This window comes from Streptomyces sp. NL15-2K (assembly GCF_030551255.1).
In the GTDB taxonomy this organism is placed as follows: domain Bacteria; phylum Actinomycetota; class Actinomycetes; order Streptomycetales; family Streptomycetaceae; genus Streptomyces.
Window position 1 is genome coordinate 4,325,462 of the sequence record NZ_CP130630.1, and the last position, 17,037, is coordinate 4,342,498.

Genomic DNA, 17,037 nt, shown 5'->3' on the forward strand with positions numbered 1-17,037 from the left:
ACGCTGGTGGGGTTCGTTCCGGCCGAAGCCGATTGCTCTGTGATGCCGGTGAGCTCGCAGGTCAGCGTGGCGCTGAGGGCCGTCCACGGGAACCGTGGAGTGTTGCTGTGAGCACGGGCGTCAGAATTCCTGTTCCACCCTGGCCCTCCCGGAACGGCGTACCGCTTGGCCATTCGGTGAGGGAGGGAGCGGGGCCGTGGACGTGCTGCACGAACGCTGCGCCGGTGTGGACATCAGCAAGAAGGACGCCAAGGCGTGCGTCCGCAGCCCGAGTACGAAACGGCGTGGCTCGTTCACCAACGAGACCACGACCTGGGGCTCGACCACGAACGCCGTGCTCGCCCTGCGGGATCACCTGCTCGCTGCCGAGGTCACACTCGTCGTGATCGAGGCGACCTCGGACTACTGGAAACCGTTCTACTACCTGCTGGCCGAGGACCTGAACGTGATCCTGGTCAACGCGCGGCAGGTCAAGAACCTGCCCGGCCGCAAGACCGACGTCTCCGACGCCGCCTGGCTGGCCCAGCTCGGCGCCCACGGCCTGGTCCGCCCCTCGTTCGTGCCACCCGCACCGGTGCGCGAACTGCGGGATCTGACCCGGGCCCGCACCCAGATGACCCGCGAGCGCGGGCAGATCGTGCAGCGACTGGAGAAGCTGCTGGAGGACACCGGGATCAAGCTGGCCGCGGTCGCCTCCGACATCATGGGCGTCTCGGGCCGGGCCATGCTGGAGGCCCTCATCGTCGGCGAACGCGACCCGCAGACGCTCGCGGACCTGGCCAAACGCAAGCTCCGCAACAAGATCCCCGAACTCACCGAGGCCCTGACCGGCCCGCTTCCGCGACCACCACGCCTTCCTCACCCGGCTGCACCTGGACCACTACGACCAGCTCACCGACGCCATCGGACAGCTGGATACGCGGATCGAGGAGGTGATGGCTCCCTTTCGGCCCGCCCTGGACCTGCTCGACACCATCCCCGGCATCAACCAGGCCGTCGCCGAAGTGATCATCGCGGAGACCGGCGGCGACATGGCCCGGTTCACCACCGCCAAACACCTCGCGTCCTGGGCCGGGGTCTGCCCCGGCCACCAGGAGTCCGCCGGCCGCACCAAGAACACCAAGGTCCGCCCCGGCAACCCGTACCTCAAAGGAGCCCTCGGCCTCGCGGCGTTCGGAGCGGTGAGAACCAACAACACCTACCTGCAAGCCCGTTACAAGCGGCTGACCGCCCGGCGCGGCCCACTCAGGGCCCTGGTCGCCGTCGAGCACTCGATCATCACCGCGATCTGGCACATGCTCACCGACAACGTCCCCTACCACGAGCTCGGCGGCACCTACTTCGCCCAGCGCGACCCCGAACGCGCCACCCGCCGCGCGATCACCGCACTCAACCAGCTCGGCTACACCGTCACCCTCAACCCGATCGAGGGCGCAGCCTGACACCCAGAACCCGGACACCCGGCGACCACCACGGCCACCGGGCACCCAGACCTGCCCACCACCACCCTGACCCGCACCTATTTACGCGTCAGAGATAGGTTCCTTTATGGCTGTCTCCCTAAGACACCGGGGGAGGCACGAATGCCCGCAGCTGACGCGGAGCGGCTGCCCGCAGCTGGGCGGAAGCGGCTGCCCGCAGCTGGCTGGGGGGGACGGCGTGCCCGCAGCCGCAGTTGCTACGCCGTCGCCGGCCGCGACCCGGACCCCGTCCCCGACCCGGGCCCTCGCCCCGACTCCGCCCCCGACCCCGACCCCGACCCCGACCGAGCCATCGAAGCCGTCGCCGATGAAGCCGCTGCCGTCAGGGGGCGGGCGATGTCCTCCAGGGAGCGGCGTTCCGCTCGTACCGCCAGTGCCGCTGCCACCAGGCCTGCCAGGCACATCAGGGCCGCGCCGATCTGGAAGGCCAGGACCGTGTCGCCGACCTTGCCCGTGCCGGTGAGGTCGGCGAAGAGCAGGGGGCCGCTGATGCCGCCGGCGGCGGTGCCGAGGGCGTAGAAGAAGGCGATGGACATCGCGCGGGTCTCCATCGGGAAGACCTCGGAGACCGTCAGGTAGGCGCTGGAGGCGCCGGCCGAGGCGAAGAACAGCACCGCGCACCAGCAGGCCGTCAGCGTGCCCGCGCTCAGCGCGCCCTGGTCGAAGAGCCAGGCTGTGCCGAAGAGCAGCAGACCGGAGATGAGGTAGGTGGACGAGATCATCACCCGGCGGCCGACCGTGTCGAAGAGCCTGCCCAGCAGCAGCGGGCCGCAGAAGTTGCCGACCGCGATGACCGCGAAGTAGTAGCCGGTGTCGCCGGACGGGACGTCGAAGAACGTCGTCAGGATCGCGCCGAAGCCGAAGGTGATCGCGTTGTAGAGGAAGGCCTGGCCGATGAAGAGGGCGAAGCCGAGGATCGCGCGCCTGCGGTAGCGGGAGAAGACCGTACGGCCGATCTCCAGGAAGGTGACGCTGCGGCGTTGGTGGATCGTGATCTCGCCCTGGGCCTTGGGGAGCGGCTCGCCCTTCTCTTCCTCGATCCGGCGTTCGATCGAGGACACGATCCGTTCGGCCTCTTCGTCCCTGCCGTGGATCAGCAGCCAGCGCGGGCTCTCCGGGACGTGGCGCCGTACGAGAAGGATCACCAGGGCGAGGACGGCGCCGAGGGCGAAGGTCAGCCGCCAGCCCACGTTCATCGCGAAGAGGTCGGTGTTCAGTGCGACGATCGACAGCAGCGAGCCGCCGACCGCGCCCAGCCAGAAGCTGCCGTTGATGATCAGGTCGACGCGGCCGCGGTACTCCGCGGGGATCAGTTCGTCGATCGCGGAGTTGATGGCCGCGTACTCGCCGCCGATACCGAAGCCGGTGAGGAAGCGGAAGGCGAAGAACCACCAGGAGTCGAAGGCGACGGACGTCAGCGCGGTCGCCGCGAGGTAGACCGCGAGCGTGATCATGAAGAGCTTCTTGCGGCCCCACTTGTCCGTCAGCCGACCCCAGAACAGGGCTCCCAGGCAGGCCCCGGCCACATACAGCGCGGCCGCGATTCCGGTGATCTCGCCCGAGGTGATCGGCAACCCGCTGCCGGGCTCGGAGAGGCGGCTCGCGATGTTGCCGACGACGGTGACCTCGAGTCCGTCGAGGATCCAGACCGTGCCGAGTCCGATGACGATCGTCCAATGCCAGCGCGACCATGGGAGGCGGTCGAGCCGGGCGGGGAGGTCGGTGGTCACGGTACGGCCGGTCTCGGCCTGCGCGGTGGTCATGGGCGGCTCCCTCCTCATCGAGCGAGAACCCGGGTCGGGTGCCCTGGACCAGTTGGGTTACGCCCCCAGCGCGCGCGACACCGTGTAGATCAACAACCCCGCCAGCGAACCGACCACCGTGCCGTTGATCCGGATGAACTGCAGGTCACGGCCGATGTTCGCCTCGATCTTCCGCGTCGTGTGCTCGGCGTCCCAGCTCGCCACCGTGTCCGTGATCAGGGAGGTGATCTCCCGGCGGTAGGTGGTGACGACGTACACGGCCGCGTCCTCCACCCACTTGTCGACCTTGCCCTGCACCTTCTCGTCGGCGGCCATCTGCGCGCCCAGGGACAGCAGGGAGGCCCGCACGCGCAGCCGCAGCTCGCTGCGCTCGTCCTCGGCGGCCGAGACGATCATGGATCGTACGGCGGTCCAGACGGAGGCGATCAGGTCCTGGACCTCGCCCCGGCCCAGCACCTCGCCCTTGAGCCGCTCGACCCGCGCGCGCGTGTCGGTGTCGGACTGCAGGTCGGAGGCGAAGTCGGTGAGGAAACGGTCGAGGGCGCCGCGCGCCGGGTGGGAGGGCATGTCGCGCATCTCCGCGCAGAAGCGCAGCAGCTCCTTGTAGACCCGCTCGCCGACCTTCTTGTCGACGAACCTCGGCGTCCAGCCGGGGGCGCCGCCCTGCACGGCGTCCATGACGGAGTCGCTGTGCAGCACCAGCCAGTCGTGCGCCCGGGTGACGACCAGGTCGACGGCCCGCCGGTGACCGCCGTCGGCGACGATCTTCTCCAGCGTCTTGCCGATGCCCGGCGCGACCTCCTGGGCGTTGGCGCGGCGGGTGATCGCCTCGCCGACCACGGCCTGGACGTCGGAGTCCCGCAGGACGGTCAAGGCGCCTCTGAGCGCGGCGGACAACTCGGCCGTCACCCGGTCGGCGTGTTCGGGTTCCGCGAGCCAGGCACCGAGCCGGCTGCCTATGCCGACGGCCCGCAGTCGCTGCCGTACGACGTCCTCGGAGAGGAAGTTCTCCCCGACGAACTCCCCCAGGGTCACACCCAGCTGGTCCTTCTTCGTGGGGATGATCGCGGTGTGCGGGATGGGGATGCCGAGGGGGTGGCGGAAGAGGGCGGTGACGGCGAACCAGTCGGCGAGCGCGCCGACCATGCCGGCCTCGGCGGCGGCCGCCACATAGCTGGCCCAGGTGCCGGCGCCCGCGTTCGACGCCCACTTCGCCAGGACGTACACCAGCGCCACGAACAGCAGCATCCCGGTCGCGGTGAGCTTCATCCGCCGTACGCCGCGCTGCTTCTCCATGTCGGCGGCGCTGAACGTCGTCATGGCGCGGTTCGTGAAGGCACCGGGGCGGGCATGCTGCCCTCCCGTGCCGATTGATCCCGTTTCCGTGCGTTCCATCCACTCCACCCGTTCGGTGATCCCTCACACATTGTCCCTTCCTGACCGACTCCCGGAACGGAACAAGAGTTCCCGGCGTCTGTCCGGTCGGGGGAACGCGGCGGGGTCCTGTCAGTTTCCCCCAGACCCATGGCTCACCATGGGTTCATCAGATCGGAGCCTCAGGCTCCCATCGCCCGAGGAGAACCGCACAGCATGACCCGGCGTCACGGTTACGCCCTGCTCGTCGCGATCGTCGCCGCGATCGTGGCGCTTTCCGCCATCATCTACATCGGGGTGGCAGCCGACCCCGGTACGAACGACCGGGCCACGCTGGCCGGCGGACGCCCCCCGCACAACTCCGCCGACCCCGCCTCCACCGGGGTCTGGGTCGGCTCCTGGTCCGCATCCCCGGTCGGCGCCGAACCCGGCACCGAGATCGTGGGCCTGGCGGACCGCTCGGTACGCAACGTCGTCCACGCGAGCATCGGCGGTACGAGTGCCCGCATCACGCTGTCCAATCTCTACGGCCAGTCCCCGCTGACCATCACGCACGCCTCGATCGCCGTCGCGGCCGGCACCGGCACCGCCCAGGCCGTCGCGGAGACCATGCGCAGGCTGACCTTCGGCGGCAACACCACGGTCGTCGTCCCGGCCGGGCAGCAGGTGCTCAGCGACGCCGTCCGCGTCACGATCCCCATGGGCAGCGACGTCCTGGTCACCACCTACTCCCCCACGCGCTCCGGCCCGGTCACCTACCACCCGCGCGCCCGCCAGATCTCGTACGCCGCCCAAGGCGACCTCACCGAGGACGTAACCGGGACCGCGTACACCGAGCGGGCCGAGTACTGGCGCTACCTGACCGCGCTGGACGTGCTGAGCGACGAGGCCGAGGGCACGATCGTCGCCTTCGGCGACTCGCTCACCGACGGCGTCGGCTCCACGGAGAACGCCAACAGCCGCTGGCCCGACCTGCTGTCCGAGCGGCTGCACAAGGCGATCGGGGCGGGCCGGGACCTGCCCCGCTACAGCGTCGTCAACCAGGGAATCGGCGGCAACCAGGTCCTCGCCGACGGCCTCGGCCTCCCCCACTCTCGGCTTCGCTCGAGCGGGGGGACCCCCATCGCCGAGAACCAGGCCGGCGTCAGCCGCTTCGCCCGGGACGTGCTCGGCCGGACGAACGTCAAGGTCGTCGTCATCGACCTCGGCATCAACGACATCCTCCGCAACCCGCGGCTGGCCGACCCCGACAGGATCCTCGACGGCCTGCGCACGATGGTCCGCCAGGCCCACGCCCACGGCATCAAGGTCATCGGCGCCACGCTGATGCCCTTCGGCGGCCACCGCGGCTACTCCGACGCCCGCGAGGCCGTACGGCAGGAGATCAACGCCGAGATCCGCTCGGGCAGGGTCTTCGACGACGTCGTCGACTTCGACAAGGCCGTCCGGGACGCCTACGACCCGCGCGAGTTCCGCTCCGACTACGACTCGGGCGACCACCTCCACCCGAGCGACAAGGGCTACGAGCGGATGGCGGCGGCGTTCGACCTGGACGACCTCAAGGGGGCGGCACCGGCGGAGCTGTAGGACTGCCGTCAGACTGCGGGCACCCGTCCCGCCCAGCTGCGGGCACCCGCCCGGCCCAGCTGCGGGCACGCTCCGCGCCAGCTGCGGGCATTCGTGCCTCCCCCAGTGCCCTAAGGGCCTGGGGGGACCCCCATGGGCGGGCACGGGTGGGCGCAGGCGGCACCCCGCAGCGCCGGGCCGCGCGACCCACCCCCGCCCAGCACCAACCCCGGTCAGCGCTCCCCGTCCCGGTACCGATCTCGCCGCTCCCGCCGCTCCCGCTTGCGTTCCCGCTGCCGCTCCCGCAGCTCCTCGTGGCGTTCCCGCCGGTCCTCGCGGCGGTCCCACGCAAGGTCCCGATGGCCTTCCAGCATCTTGCGATGAGCCTCATGCGTGTCGTCCCGGAGCGACTCCCGCACCTCCCGCATCGACGCCTTCCGGTCCAACTTCTCCTGCCGCCGCTCCGCCCGCGTCCGCTTGCGCTCGACCCCGACCCCACCCCAGAAGGCGAACCCCGTCACGACCACCCGCGGCGCCCCCGGATCCCCCAGCACACCATCCTCACGGTGATCAAAACCGCCCATGATCCCGATCCCGCGCACCACGACCTCGACACCGGGCGGCACGATCACCTGCACCCCACCCATGATCGCGACGCAGTTGATCTCGACCTCGCCGTCCGCGAAGTTCGCCTCGCGCAGATCGATCTCACCGCCGCCCCAGAAGGCGAAGCAGTTGAAACGCCGGGGCACCGTCCAACGCCCCCTGCGCTGAAACCCCGACATGACGGCCACGGCCCACGTCGACGACCCCTCGCCGCCGACGATCCGCCCCGCCCAACTCCCGCTCTGCGCGGGCTGCTTGGTCGTCGACACCGTGGGAACCGGAGCCCCGGCGGCCGGCAGATCACGCGTGATCGGCGTCAGCTCCCCGTAGGTACGCGCCTTGTACGTCGCGTCCAGCCGCTCCTCGAACTCCTCCATGTCGAGGCGCCCCTCCGCGAGGGCGTCCCGCAGGACCTCGGCGACTCGTTCACGATCGGCGTCGGAAGCGCGCAGCTCCGGGGCATCCTCGGTCATACAAGCAGCCTACGAGTTCCGGGCGACGGGCACTACGCGATCGACTGCCCGGCTCCCACGCAGTCGGCTTCGCGGTCGGCTATGCAGTCGGCTACGCGGTCGACCTCTCCGCATACATTTTCGCGATCACCGCCTCGATGTCCGGCTCCCGCACCGACAGGTCCACCAGCGGATACTCCGCCGCGATCCGCGCGACCAGCGGCGCCGCCGACTGAGACGCCGGGAAGGCCAGCCACTGCCGGGGCCCGTCCACCCGTACGACCCGCGCGGGCGGCGGCGCCTCGATCGGCGGCAGCTCGCGCTCCAGGTCCACCACCAGGGTCCGCTCGCTCTCCCCCGCCTCGTGCAGGCCGACGAGCGGGCCGTCGTACATCAGCCGCCCGTGGTCGATGACCATGACCCGCGAGCACAACTGCTCGATGTCCTGCAGGTCGTGCGTGGTCAGCAGCACAGTCGTGCCCTGCTCGGCGTTCAACTCCCGCAGGAACTCCCGCACCTTGGCCTTGGAGACGACGTCCAGGCCGATCGTCGGCTCGTCGAGGTAGAGCACCTCCGGGTCGTGCAGCAGGGCCGCCGCGATGTCGCCGCGCATCCGCTGGCCGAGCGAGAGCTGCCGTACCGCGACATCCAACAAGTCACCCAGTTCGAGGAGTTCGACGAGACGGTCGAGGTTCTCGCGGTAACGGGCGTCCGGGATGCGGTACATGCGGTGCATCAACCGGTAGGAGTCGATCAGCGGCAGGTCCCACCACAGCGTCGTACGCTGCCCGAACACCACCCCGATACGGTGCGCCAGCCGCGTCCGCTCCCGGGAGGGATCGAGACCGGCCACCCGCAACCGGCCGCCGCTCGGCGTCAGGATGCCGGTGAGCATCTTGATCGTCGTCGACTTCCCGGCGCCGTTCGGCCCGATGTACCCGACCATCTCACCGCGCGGCACGCTGAAGGAGAGGGAGTCCACCGCCCGCACCTGCCGCCGCTCCCGCTTCAGGAAACCGGCCTTCTTCCGCACCTCGAAAACCTTCTCGACGCGGTCCAGTTCGATGAAACGCGCATCCACCAGCACTCAGCTCCCCGTACTCCGATACGACCGCAGCCCCGCCCGCCAGGCCGACCCGGCCAGCGCACAGCACGCCACCGCCACCAACGGCGACGCGAACGCCGCCCCCTCCGGCAGGCCCAGCGGATACGGCCGCCCCAACACATAGGCCACGGGCACCCAGTTGACGAACGCCAGCGGCAGCACGAAGGTCACCCCGCGCACCAGGTCCTTGCCGAACACACTGGGCGGGTACTGCAGCATGGTCGTGCCGCCGTACGTGAACGCGCTCTGCACCTCGGCGGCGTCCTGCACCAGAATCTGGAAGGACGCGCCCGCGACGAACACCGCGCCGAAGATCGCCGCACCGCTGACCAGCATGACCGGCACCAGCAGCACCTTCAGCACGGTCCAGTCGACGTCGACCGCGACGAGCGCGTAGCCCAGCACCAGCGCCCCCTGCGTGAGGCGGGCGACACGGCGCAGCGCGAAGCGGTCCGCCGCGGCCTGCGCGAGCACCGGCGCCGGCCGCACGAACAGCGTGTCGAGCGTGCCGTCACGCACCCGCTGGCCCAGTTGGCCCAGCGAGTTGCACATCAGGTCCGCAAGGCCGAAGGACGTGACGGACAGGCCGTACAGCAGGGCGACCTCGGGCAGGGCGTAGCCGCCGAGCGAGTCGACCCGCGAGAACATCAGCAGGATCGCGACAAAGTCGAGCCCGGACAGCAGCAGATTGCCGAGCACGGTCATGGCGAAGGATGCGCGGTAGGCCAGGCTGGAGCGGATCCACATCCCGGCGATCAGCCCGTAGGCGCGCAGCCCGTCCGCCAGACGGCTGGTCTCACCCACCCTGGACCACCACCCGCCGGGTCGCCGACGACTGCAACAGTCGCCCGGCCGCCAGGAGCGCCACGGCCCAGGCCGCCGCGAAGACATAGGCACCCAGCGGATCGGCCTTCCCCATCAGGATGTCCGCGGGCAGCTGCAGCAGGGCCGACCACGGCAGGGCCCGTACGACCTCGCCCAGCACCCCCGGGAAGACGTTCAGCGGCAACGTCATCCCCGAACAGAACACCCCGGTGATCATCAGGAGTTGCAGCATGCCCTTGCCGTCCAGCAGCCAGAACGCGCTCAGCGCCACCAGGTAGCGGATCCCGAAACTGACGACCGCCCCGAGCAGGACCGCGACCAGGAACGCCAGCCAGGTCAGCGGATCGTGCGGCAGCGCCACCGGGAAGAAGAGCGCCCCGAAGACGAAGGGGATCACCCCCCGCCCCAGGAGCTGGAAGAGCGACCTGCCCAGATCGTTCGCCAGCCACCACAGCTGGAGGTCGGCCGGCCGGTAGAGGTCGATCGCGATCTCACCGGTACGGATGCGTTCCATGAGCTCGATCTCGAAGCCCCCGCCCTGGATGGCCAGCGCCGCGAGCAACGCCTGCCCCAGCCACACATAGGTGACGGCCTGTGCCTGGTCGTACCCCCCTAGGTGGGGTCTCTCGTCCCACAGCGCCAGATACGTGTACACCAGAATCAGGCCGAAAACGGTATTGGTGAACACCCCCGCGGCCGTGGCCGCCCGATACGTCGCGTATCTTCTGAAACCCCCCGCCGCGACGGCCGCGTACAACCGCCCCGAACCCACCGCAGCCGTCCTCCTCGCCCGCCCGACACCGAAGCGCAGGAGCCTAGTGCGCGGCCGGCTCGACCCGCCAGGCATTTTCCACACGGCAACACGTGCGGATTGTCGGGAACGGAACGCCTGGTGCGAGAGTCTTCAACAGGGGGCGTAGAAGGCGTACGAGACGTACGGGAACGTACGAGGCGAAACAGGAGTCCGTGCACGACATGAGTGACGAGCCGCAGCCGCAGCAGCCGAACCAGGGCTGGGCACCGACAGAGCCGGAAGCGGCCTCGGAACCCGCAGGGCCGGCCGGCCAGAAGCCCAAGCGCCCGGGGCGCACCGGCTGGCGCCGGATCATCCCGACCTGGCGCATGGTGCTCGGGACGTTCGTCATCGGGACCCTGCTCCTGATCGGCCTGTTCTTCCTCGGCTACTCCCTGGTCAAGATCCCGCCCGCCAACGCCCTCGCCACCAAGCAGAGCAACGTCTACCTCTACGCGGACGGCAGCCAGCTCGCCCGCGACGGCGAGGTCAACCGGGAGAACGTCTCCCTCGCCCGGATCTCCAAGGCCGCCCAGCACGCCGTCCTGGCCGCCGAGGACCGCGACTTCTACACGGAGTCCGCCATCGACCCCAAGGCGATGCTCCGCGCCGCCTGGAACACCGCCACCGGCAAGGGCAAACAGTCCGGCTCCACGATCACCCAGCAGTACGTGAAGAACTATTACCTGGCCCAGGAGCAGACCGTCACCCGCAAGGTGAAGGAGTTCTTCATCTCGATCAAGCTGGACCGCACCGAGTCCAAGGCCCAGATCCTCGAGGGCTACCTCAACACCAGCTACTTCGGCCGCAACGCCTACGGCATCCAGGCCGCCGCCCAGGCCTACTACGGCGTCGACGCCACCGAACTCACCGCCGCCCAGGGCGCCTACCTCGCCGCACTGGTCAACGCGCCCAGCGAGTACGACGTCGTCGCCCACCCGGAGAACAAGACCTCCGCCGAGGCCCGCTGGAACTACGTCCTGGACGGCATGGTCACCAAGGGCTGGCTCAGCGCCTCCGACCGCGCCGGCATGAAGTTCCCGATGCCCAAGGAGGCCACCCTCTCCACCGGCATGTCCGGGCAGCGCGGCTACATCGTCACCGCGATCAAGGACTACCTCACCAAGAACAAGATCGTCGACGCGGACTCGCTCGACGCCGGCGGCTACCGCATCACCACCACCCTGCAGAAGAGCAAGCAGAACGCCTTCGTGGACGCGGTCAACGACCAGCTGATGGACAAGCTCGACAAGAAGAACCGCAAGGTCGACACGTACGTCCGCGCGGGCGGCGCCGCCGTCGATCCCAAGACCGGCAAGGTGCTCGCGATGTACGGCGGCATCGACTACGTGAAGCAGTACACGAACAACGCCACCCGCGGTGACTTCCAGGTCGGCTCCACCTTCAAGCCGTTCGTGTTCACCTCCGCCGTCCAGAACGACTCCCTCACCCAGGACGGCCGCACGATCACCCCGAACACGATCTACGACGGCACCAACAAACGCCCCGTCGTCGGCTGGGACGGCGGACCGTACGCCCCCGAGAACGAGGACCAGGTCTCCTACGGCGACATCACCGTCCGCGAGGCCACGGACAAGTCCGTCAACTCGGTGTACGCGCAGATGGCCGTCGACGTCGGCTCCGACAAGGTCAAGAAGACCGCGATCGCCCTCGGCATCCCCGCCGACACCCCCGACCTGACCGCGTCCCCGTCCATCGCGCTCGGCCCGTCCACCGCCAGCGTCCTCGACATGGCTCAGGCCTACGCCACGCTCGCCAACCACGGCAAGCACGGCACGTACACCATGATCGAGAAGATCACCAAGGACGGCAGCCAGGAGATCGAACTGCCCCGGCAGAAGACCCGCCAGGCCGTCAGCCGCGAGGCCGCCGACACCACGACCTCCGTCCTGCAGAGCGTCGTCGAGAACGGCACCGCCACCGCCGCCCAGGCCGCCGGCCGCCCCGCCGCGGGCAAGACCGGAACGGCGGAGGAGGACACCGCGGCCTGGTTCGCCGGCTACACCCCCGACCTCGCCACCGTCGTCTCCGTCATGGGCCAGGACCCGGTCACCGCCGCCCACAAGCCGCTGTACAACGCGATGGGCCTGCCCCGCATCAACGGCGGCGGGGCGCCCGCCGAGATCTGGGCGCAGTTCACCAAGGACGCCCTCAAGGGCAAGCCCGTCACCGATTTCGACCTCGAGCTCCAGCCCGGCGCCGAGGAGACGCAGGCACCGCCCTCCGACGTCCCGGTGGACCCGACCGCGGGCGGCCAGGACAACGGCGGCACCACGGGCGACACCACCGGCGGCCAGGACACCGAGGGCCAGACCGGCGGCCAGAGCGAGAGCGCCACGCCGAGCACGCCCAGCACGAGCGCCCCCGCGGACGGCGGCACCACCGACGGAGGCACGACCACCGACGGCGGCACGACGGACGGAGCCACGGGCGGCACGACGGGCGACACCACGACCGGAGGCACGACGGACGGCGGCACCACCGGAGAGACGTCCGGCGACACCACGGACGGCTCACAGGGCGGACCGACCACCGGAGGCCTGACGCCACAGTTCACGGGCACGAGAAGGCAGTGACGGCAAAGGGGCCGGTGACGACAGTCACCGGCCCCTGAAGCCGCTGTTCCACAGCACGGTTGTTCTACAGGTACAACCCGGTGGTGTCCTCGGACCCCTCGAACCGATCCGCGGCCACAGCATGCAGGTCCCGCTCGCGCATGAGCACGTACGGGACACCCCGCACCTCGACCTCGGCCCGGTCCTCCGGATCGAACAGGACCCGGTCACCCGGCTCCACGGTCCGTACGTTCTGCCCCACCGCGACGACCTCCGCCCACGCCAGCCGACGGCCCACGGCCGCGGTGGCGGGAATCAGAATGCCGCCGCCCGAACGCCGCTCCCCCTCGCTGGTGTCCTGCCGCACGAGTACACGGTCGTGCAGCATCCGGATGGGCAGCTTGTCGTGCTGGGTGCTGTGCTCGTTCCTCTTGGCGCTCACGCCTTGAACCTACCTGTCTCCGGCACACCCGTACCCGGGTGGGTCAGCCCTTGCGCCGCCGGGTCCCCAGGGCCAGCAGCCCCACGACCCCGACCACGACGAGCGCGACGGGCACGACCCGCTCCAGCCTCGGCGCGCCCTCCTCGTCCACGAACTGAGCCTTGACGTCCGTCACGGCCCGATTGACCCCGACATAGGCCCGCCCAAGGGTGTGATCGATATTCGAAACGACCCTGGCCTTGGCATCGCCCACGATCGTCTTCGGATGCACCCGCACCCCGATCTCGTCGAGCGTCTCGCCCAGCATCTCGCGGCGGCGTCTGATGTCCGCCTCGATCTGCGCCGGGGTTCTCGTGTCCGACGTGTCCGCCACCGTACGGCCTCCGAAGTCTGCTGGTGCTGTGTTCTGGACAGTCTGTCAGTTCCGCCCGCGACCGCGCTGTCAGCACCCCCGGTTACTCTGGTCCGATGAGCGAGCGACTGCAGCCCGGGGACACCGCCCCCGCCTTCACCCTCCCCGACGCCGACGGCACCGAGGTGTCCCTCTCCGACCACAAGGGCCGCAAGGTCATCGTCTACTTCTATCCCGCGGCTCTGACCCCCGGCTGCACCAAGCAGGCGTGCGACTTCACGGACAACCTGGAACTGCTGGCCGGCGCCGGCTACGACGTCATCGGCATCTCCCCGGACAAGCCGGAGAAGCTGGCGAAGTTCCGCGACAAGGAGTCCCTCAGGATCACGCTCCTGGCAGACCCCGACAAGAAGGTCCTCGACGCCTACGGCGCCTTCGGCGAGAAGAAGAACTACGGCAGGACGTACATGGGCGTCATCCGCTCCACGGTGATCGTGGACGAGGAGGGCAAGGTCGACCGGGCCCTGTACAACGTCCGGGCGACGGGCCACGTGGCGAAGATCATCAAGGATCTGGGGATCTAAGAACTCGGGTACCTGAAGGAACCCCGGAGTGAAGTTGCTCAGAGGTCGTCCACGTCGACCAGCCCGTCCTGGATGGCGCGGGCCACCAGGCTTGCCTTGGTCCGCGCGGGGCGGCCGACGTTCGCGTACTTGATCCGCACGCGGTCCAGATACGAGTTGACCGTCCGTACGGAGATGCCGAGACGCTGCGCGACCAACTCCTTCGACTCCGACTGGAACCACTCGATGAGCACGTTCTCCTCGCGTACGGAGAGCTGGGGGCGGTCGGCGCGGGTGTTCGTTCCCAGCGCGCCGGCCAGCGCGGGCGGCATGTAGGGCCGCTCATCGGCTGCTGCCAGCGTCGCCTCGACCAGGTGCTGTCGGCCCTCGCTCTTGGTCAGAAAGGTCGCGGCTCCCAGGTCCAGGCAGCTGAGCGCTGTCTTCTCGTCGTCCCGCATCGAGTAGACGACCACCTGCCGCCCGGCGTCGACGAGTCTTCGAAGGCTGCCGAGGGCGGGGCCGCCGTCGCCCAGTTGCAGATCCAGGACGACGACATCGGCCGTGCTGCCCGGCTCGGTCCAGGCTTCCCGTACGGAGTCGCCGGCCGCGACCACGGTGATGGGCCGCCGCGATGCGGCGTACCACGCCTCTACACCCGCGAGGATGGCGGGATGGTCGTCCACGACGACCACGCTGACTGGTGCGTTGTCACTCATGTCAGCTCAACTCCGGAGGCCGCCGGTCTTCTCCAGCCGGCCTCCACCCACACACTTCCGCCGCGCGTCGTTCGTTCCACGGTCACCTTGGCGTCCGTGGCACGGCCGTGCGGATGAGCGGCCTCTTCCGTGCCGCGGCCGCCGGCGCAGTCCTCGCTGACCACGCTCACCCGGACCGCGCGGGGGGTCCACACGACAGTCACCCGCGCGGTCGAGCGTGTGCGGCCCAGAATCACCGCCAGCGGGTCGATCAACTCCCTGCGTACCTCCACAGGCACCTCACCCGGCCGGCCTCGTACGGCCAGACTCACCGTCACCCCCTGGTGCTCGACCACCTCGACGCACGCCCGCAACTCGTTCAGCAGCGGGTCGGAGACGGCATCGCCTTCCGCGAACAGGCGGCGCATACGGGCGGCTTCCACGCCGCACCGCAGCCTCACCTCCTCGTCGTTCGGGCTCAGCACACCGTGGCCGAGGCCCAGGAGCAGCGGCACTGTCGTCGCCGTGAGGGCGCGGTAGCGCTCTTTGTGATCACGCTGCATGTCCTCGTGGATACGTTCCCGGGTACGCATTTCTTCCTCCCGTGCGGCCGCGGTCCCCGCTGCCGGCGCCGTACCGTGGAGCAGGCGCGTCACCAGTACACCGACGGAGAGCTGGAAGCCGCAGGCGGAAATCGTGGAGATCCCCATGACGGCCAACTCGGCGGCGGTGGGCGCCCCCGACAAGAACACAGCGGTCGCGTTGAGCCCCATATGCGCCCCGAGGAACGCCGCGAAGAACCTGACCCGCAGGTCTGCCAGCAGGAACAGCGCATGCCAGCCGACCACTCCGAACGCCCAGTCCGGCGGACCTGTCGACTGCTCCGGCGGGAGCGTGAACGCGCATACCGCCGAAACGGCCAACACCGAGCCCAGGCTCCACCCGCGCACCCTCGGCGGGATCTGCCTGCCACGCAGCAGATAGGCGCCCCCGGCCACCGCGACGGCGGCCAGGCAGACGAAGGCGGCTGTCTGTGCCCACGCAGGGCTGTACACGTCCTGGTGGACGATGAGCCGACGCAGCGAGATGGCGAACTGCCACACCAGGCTGATCAGCAGCACGGCCAGTTGGGCCCCGTAAAGGAGCTGCCCGCGAATGAGGCGCACGGCAGCGGTGTGCTGTGCCTGGACGCGGGGCGGGCGCGGTACGCCGCCAGTCGCCTGTGTTTCGTCCACTGCCTGTGACGCCCGGGCCCGGCCGTGCCAGCGCCACTGCACGCGGGTCCCGGTGCCCGGATGGGAGGTAACGGAAGCGGAGCCTCCGGCCGTGTGCATCCTGCCGATGATGGAACCGGAGATGCCCCGGCGCCGCGCGGGGACGGATTCCGGGTCGAAGCCCCGTCCCAAGTCGGACAGTTCGACGACGGCGCCGTCCTCTTCTGCCCATGCCCTGAGCTCCGCTTCCCGCACCCCGGCATGGCGTGCCACATTGGTGACGGCCTCCCGGACCCCGTTGAATATCGCGAGCCCAGGGCCGGACGGAATCACCAGCGGGCCGTCGATGCGCGTTTTGAGCTGCACCCTGGCCGGTCCCTCGCCCTCGGGCACGCAGCCGAGAAGCGCCGCGAGGTCGACGCTTCCCGTCTCGAATCCAGGCATGGCGGACAACGCCTCCAGGTCCTGTCTGGCCCGCGGCGGCAGCCACGACCAGTCCCGGCCGTCGCCCTGGGAGACCATCAGCAGCGTCGCGCTCGCCGTGTCGTGCAGGGTCGCCAGGTACTCGCGCTCGGTTGCCCTCCGGGCGGCGGCGACAGCGGCCTCCCGGCGCGACGCCGCCCGGGCCGCGGCCGACCGGTCGGCCGCCCTGGCCCGCGCCCGAACCATGAGGTAGGCAGCCCTCGACAGGCCCACCTGGACAAACATGCGCACCAGGGGTACCACGTCGGGACTGTGCCCGGGCGAGGAGAGGACGTCACCCAGCACGCAGACGGCAGTCCCCAACGCAGCCAGGCCGAACGCGGCCACTGGGCGCGTCGCCCACTCGTATTGGAAAGCGACAACGCAGATGCCGACAATCGCCTCCACCATCACATCCGCGCCGTCGCCGCCGAGCACCGGCTGAGACAGCCCCGTCAACACCAACACGGCCGCGTCCAACGTCCACAGCAGGGCGGACGGGAGCGGGCGGCGCAGCGCGTAAAGGCGCACACCGCAGGCGAGGACAGCGGGCACCAGCAGAGACATCGCCAGGGGAATCTCCGCCCCGTCCGCCAAGCCGACGCCCAGCGCACCGCACAGGCAGACCACGGTGGAGCGGAGCCACACGCCGTACCGCTCGAGGGTCAGGATCACCAGGCGCTCCCCGGCCCCAGGGCCGTCCATCGGCGCAGCGGCGCCAGCCCTGTTCCCCTCGTGTCCCCCATGCACCATGGGGCGAGGGTAGTT

At 69.8% G+C, this 17,037-nt stretch carries 13 protein-coding genes and 1 pseudogene; 4 read left to right on the forward strand and 10 right to left on the reverse strand.

The window, feature by feature from the left end:
- The first annotated feature begins 196 nt into the window (after positions 1 to 196).
- Positions 197 to 1,442: pseudogene (locus tag Q4V64_RS19250) on the forward strand (IS110 family transposase).
- Positions 1,443 to 1,678: 236 nt separating this feature from the next.
- On the opposite strand, the gene Q4V64_RS19255 reads toward Q4V64_RS19250, so the two are convergent.
- Together Q4V64_RS19255 and Q4V64_RS19260 are read right to left on the reverse strand one after the other, a co-directional pair.
- On the reverse strand, positions 1,679 to 3,244 hold the full coding sequence (locus Q4V64_RS19255) for an MFS transporter (RefSeq protein WP_124441906.1): 1,566 nt from the start codon (positions 3,242 to 3,244) through the stop codon (positions 1,679 to 1,681).
- 57 nt (positions 3,245 to 3,301) lie between these two features.
- The gene (locus Q4V64_RS19260) at positions 3,302 to 4,639 is read right to left on the reverse strand and encodes a DUF445 domain-containing protein (protein WP_124441905.1); all 1,338 of its coding nucleotides are present in this window, start codon (positions 4,637 to 4,639) and stop codon (positions 3,302 to 3,304) included.
- Positions 4,640 to 4,834: 195 nt separating this feature from the next.
- Here Q4V64_RS19260 and Q4V64_RS19265 point away from each other — a divergent pair, with 195 nt between their 5' ends.
- Positions 4,835 to 6,205 carry an SGNH/GDSL hydrolase family protein gene (locus Q4V64_RS19265; protein ID WP_124441904.1) on the forward strand — a complete coding sequence of 457 codons (1,371 nt, stop codon included), beginning with the start codon at positions 4,835 to 4,837 and terminating at the stop codon, positions 6,203 to 6,205.
- A gap of 212 nt (positions 6,206 to 6,417) precedes the next feature.
- Here Q4V64_RS19265 and Q4V64_RS19270 read toward each other — a convergent pair whose 3' ends face one another.
- The 4 genes from Q4V64_RS19270 to Q4V64_RS19285 form a co-directional block, all read right to left on the reverse strand.
- Complete coding sequence (locus Q4V64_RS19270; protein WP_124441903.1) at positions 6,418 to 7,263, reverse strand: DUF1707 domain-containing protein; 846 nt, start codon at positions 7,261 to 7,263, stop codon at positions 6,418 to 6,420.
- Between the two features lie 91 nt (positions 7,264 to 7,354).
- Positions 7,355 to 8,326: an ATP-binding cassette domain-containing protein gene (locus tag Q4V64_RS19275; RefSeq protein ID WP_124442181.1), complete on the reverse strand. Its 972-nt coding sequence runs from the start codon at positions 8,324 to 8,326 to the stop codon at positions 7,355 to 7,357.
- Between the two features lie 3 nt (positions 8,327 to 8,329).
- Positions 8,330 to 9,151: an ABC transporter permease gene (locus Q4V64_RS19280; protein ID WP_253267130.1), complete on the reverse strand. Its 822-nt coding sequence runs from the start codon at positions 9,149 to 9,151 to the stop codon at positions 8,330 to 8,332.
- Positions 9,144 to 9,944 carry an ABC-2 family transporter protein gene (locus tag Q4V64_RS19285; RefSeq protein ID WP_172629341.1) on the reverse strand — a complete coding sequence of 267 codons (801 nt, stop codon included), beginning with the start codon at positions 9,942 to 9,944 and terminating at the stop codon, positions 9,144 to 9,146. The genes Q4V64_RS19280 and Q4V64_RS19285 overlap by 8 nt, the downstream gene beginning before the upstream one ends.
- Before the next feature lie 203 nt (positions 9,945 to 10,147).
- On the opposite strand from Q4V64_RS19285, the gene Q4V64_RS19290 reads away from it, so the two are divergent.
- Positions 10,148 to 12,562: a transglycosylase domain-containing protein gene (locus Q4V64_RS19290; RefSeq protein WP_124441900.1), complete on the forward strand. Its 2,415-nt coding sequence runs from the start codon at positions 10,148 to 10,150 to the stop codon at positions 12,560 to 12,562.
- Positions 12,563 to 12,626: 64 nt separating this feature from the next.
- Here the strand turns inward: Q4V64_RS19290 and Q4V64_RS19295 are convergent, their stop codons facing one another.
- A complete protein-coding gene (locus Q4V64_RS19295) occupies positions 12,627 to 12,983 on the reverse strand; it encodes a co-chaperone GroES (RefSeq protein WP_124441899.1) in 357 nt (118 codons plus the stop codon).
- Between the two features lie 43 nt (positions 12,984 to 13,026).
- Positions 13,027 to 13,356, reverse strand: coding sequence for a DUF3618 domain-containing protein (locus Q4V64_RS19300; protein WP_124441898.1), 330 nt, complete (start codon positions 13,354 to 13,356; stop codon positions 13,027 to 13,029).
- A gap of 95 nt (positions 13,357 to 13,451) precedes the next feature.
- On the opposite strand from Q4V64_RS19300, the gene bcp reads away from it, so the two are divergent.
- Positions 13,452 to 13,919 carry a thioredoxin-dependent thiol peroxidase gene (bcp, locus tag Q4V64_RS19305; protein ID WP_124441897.1) on the forward strand — a complete coding sequence of 156 codons (468 nt, stop codon included), beginning with the start codon at positions 13,452 to 13,454 and terminating at the stop codon, positions 13,917 to 13,919.
- A 38-nt stretch (positions 13,920 to 13,957) separates the two neighbouring features.
- Here the strand turns inward: bcp and Q4V64_RS19310 are convergent, their stop codons facing one another.
- On the reverse strand, positions 13,958 to 14,614 hold the full coding sequence (locus tag Q4V64_RS19310; protein ID WP_172629340.1) for a response regulator transcription factor: 657 nt from the start codon (positions 14,612 to 14,614) through the stop codon (positions 13,958 to 13,960).
- Entirely contained in the window at positions 14,611 to 16,944 is a 2,334-nt protein-coding gene (locus tag Q4V64_RS19315; protein ID WP_124441896.1) for an ATP-binding protein, read from the reverse strand. Before Q4V64_RS19315 ends, Q4V64_RS19310 begins: the two co-directional genes overlap by 4 nt.
- Positions 16,945 to 17,037 lie beyond the last annotated feature (93 nt).

Bases quoted from the DNA above. Each gene is read 5' to 3' on its own strand.
- Q4V64_RS19310 (WP_172629340.1), bottom strand. From the start codon at position 14,614: ATGAGTGACAACGCACCAGTCAGCGTGGTCGTCGTGGACGACCATCCC.
- Q4V64_RS19260 (WP_124441905.1), bottom strand. From the start codon at position 4,639: ATGGAACGCACGGAAACGGGATCAATCGGCACGGGAGGGCAGCATGCC.
- Q4V64_RS19270 (WP_124441903.1), bottom strand. From the start codon at position 7,263: ATGACCGAGGATGCCCCGGAGCTGCGCGCTTCCGACGCCGATCGTGAA.
- bcp (WP_124441897.1), top strand. From the start codon at position 13,452: ATGAGCGAGCGACTGCAGCCCGGGGACACCGCCCCCGCCTTCACCCTC.
- Q4V64_RS19290 (WP_124441900.1), top strand. From the start codon at position 10,148: ATGAGTGACGAGCCGCAGCCGCAGCAGCCGAACCAGGGCTGGGCACCG.
- Q4V64_RS19265 (WP_124441904.1), top strand. From the start codon at position 4,835: ATGACCCGGCGTCACGGTTACGCCCTGCTCGTCGCGATCGTCGCCGCG.
- Q4V64_RS19255 (WP_124441906.1), bottom strand. From the start codon at position 3,244: ATGACCACCGCGCAGGCCGAGACCGGCCGTACCGTGACCACCGACCTC.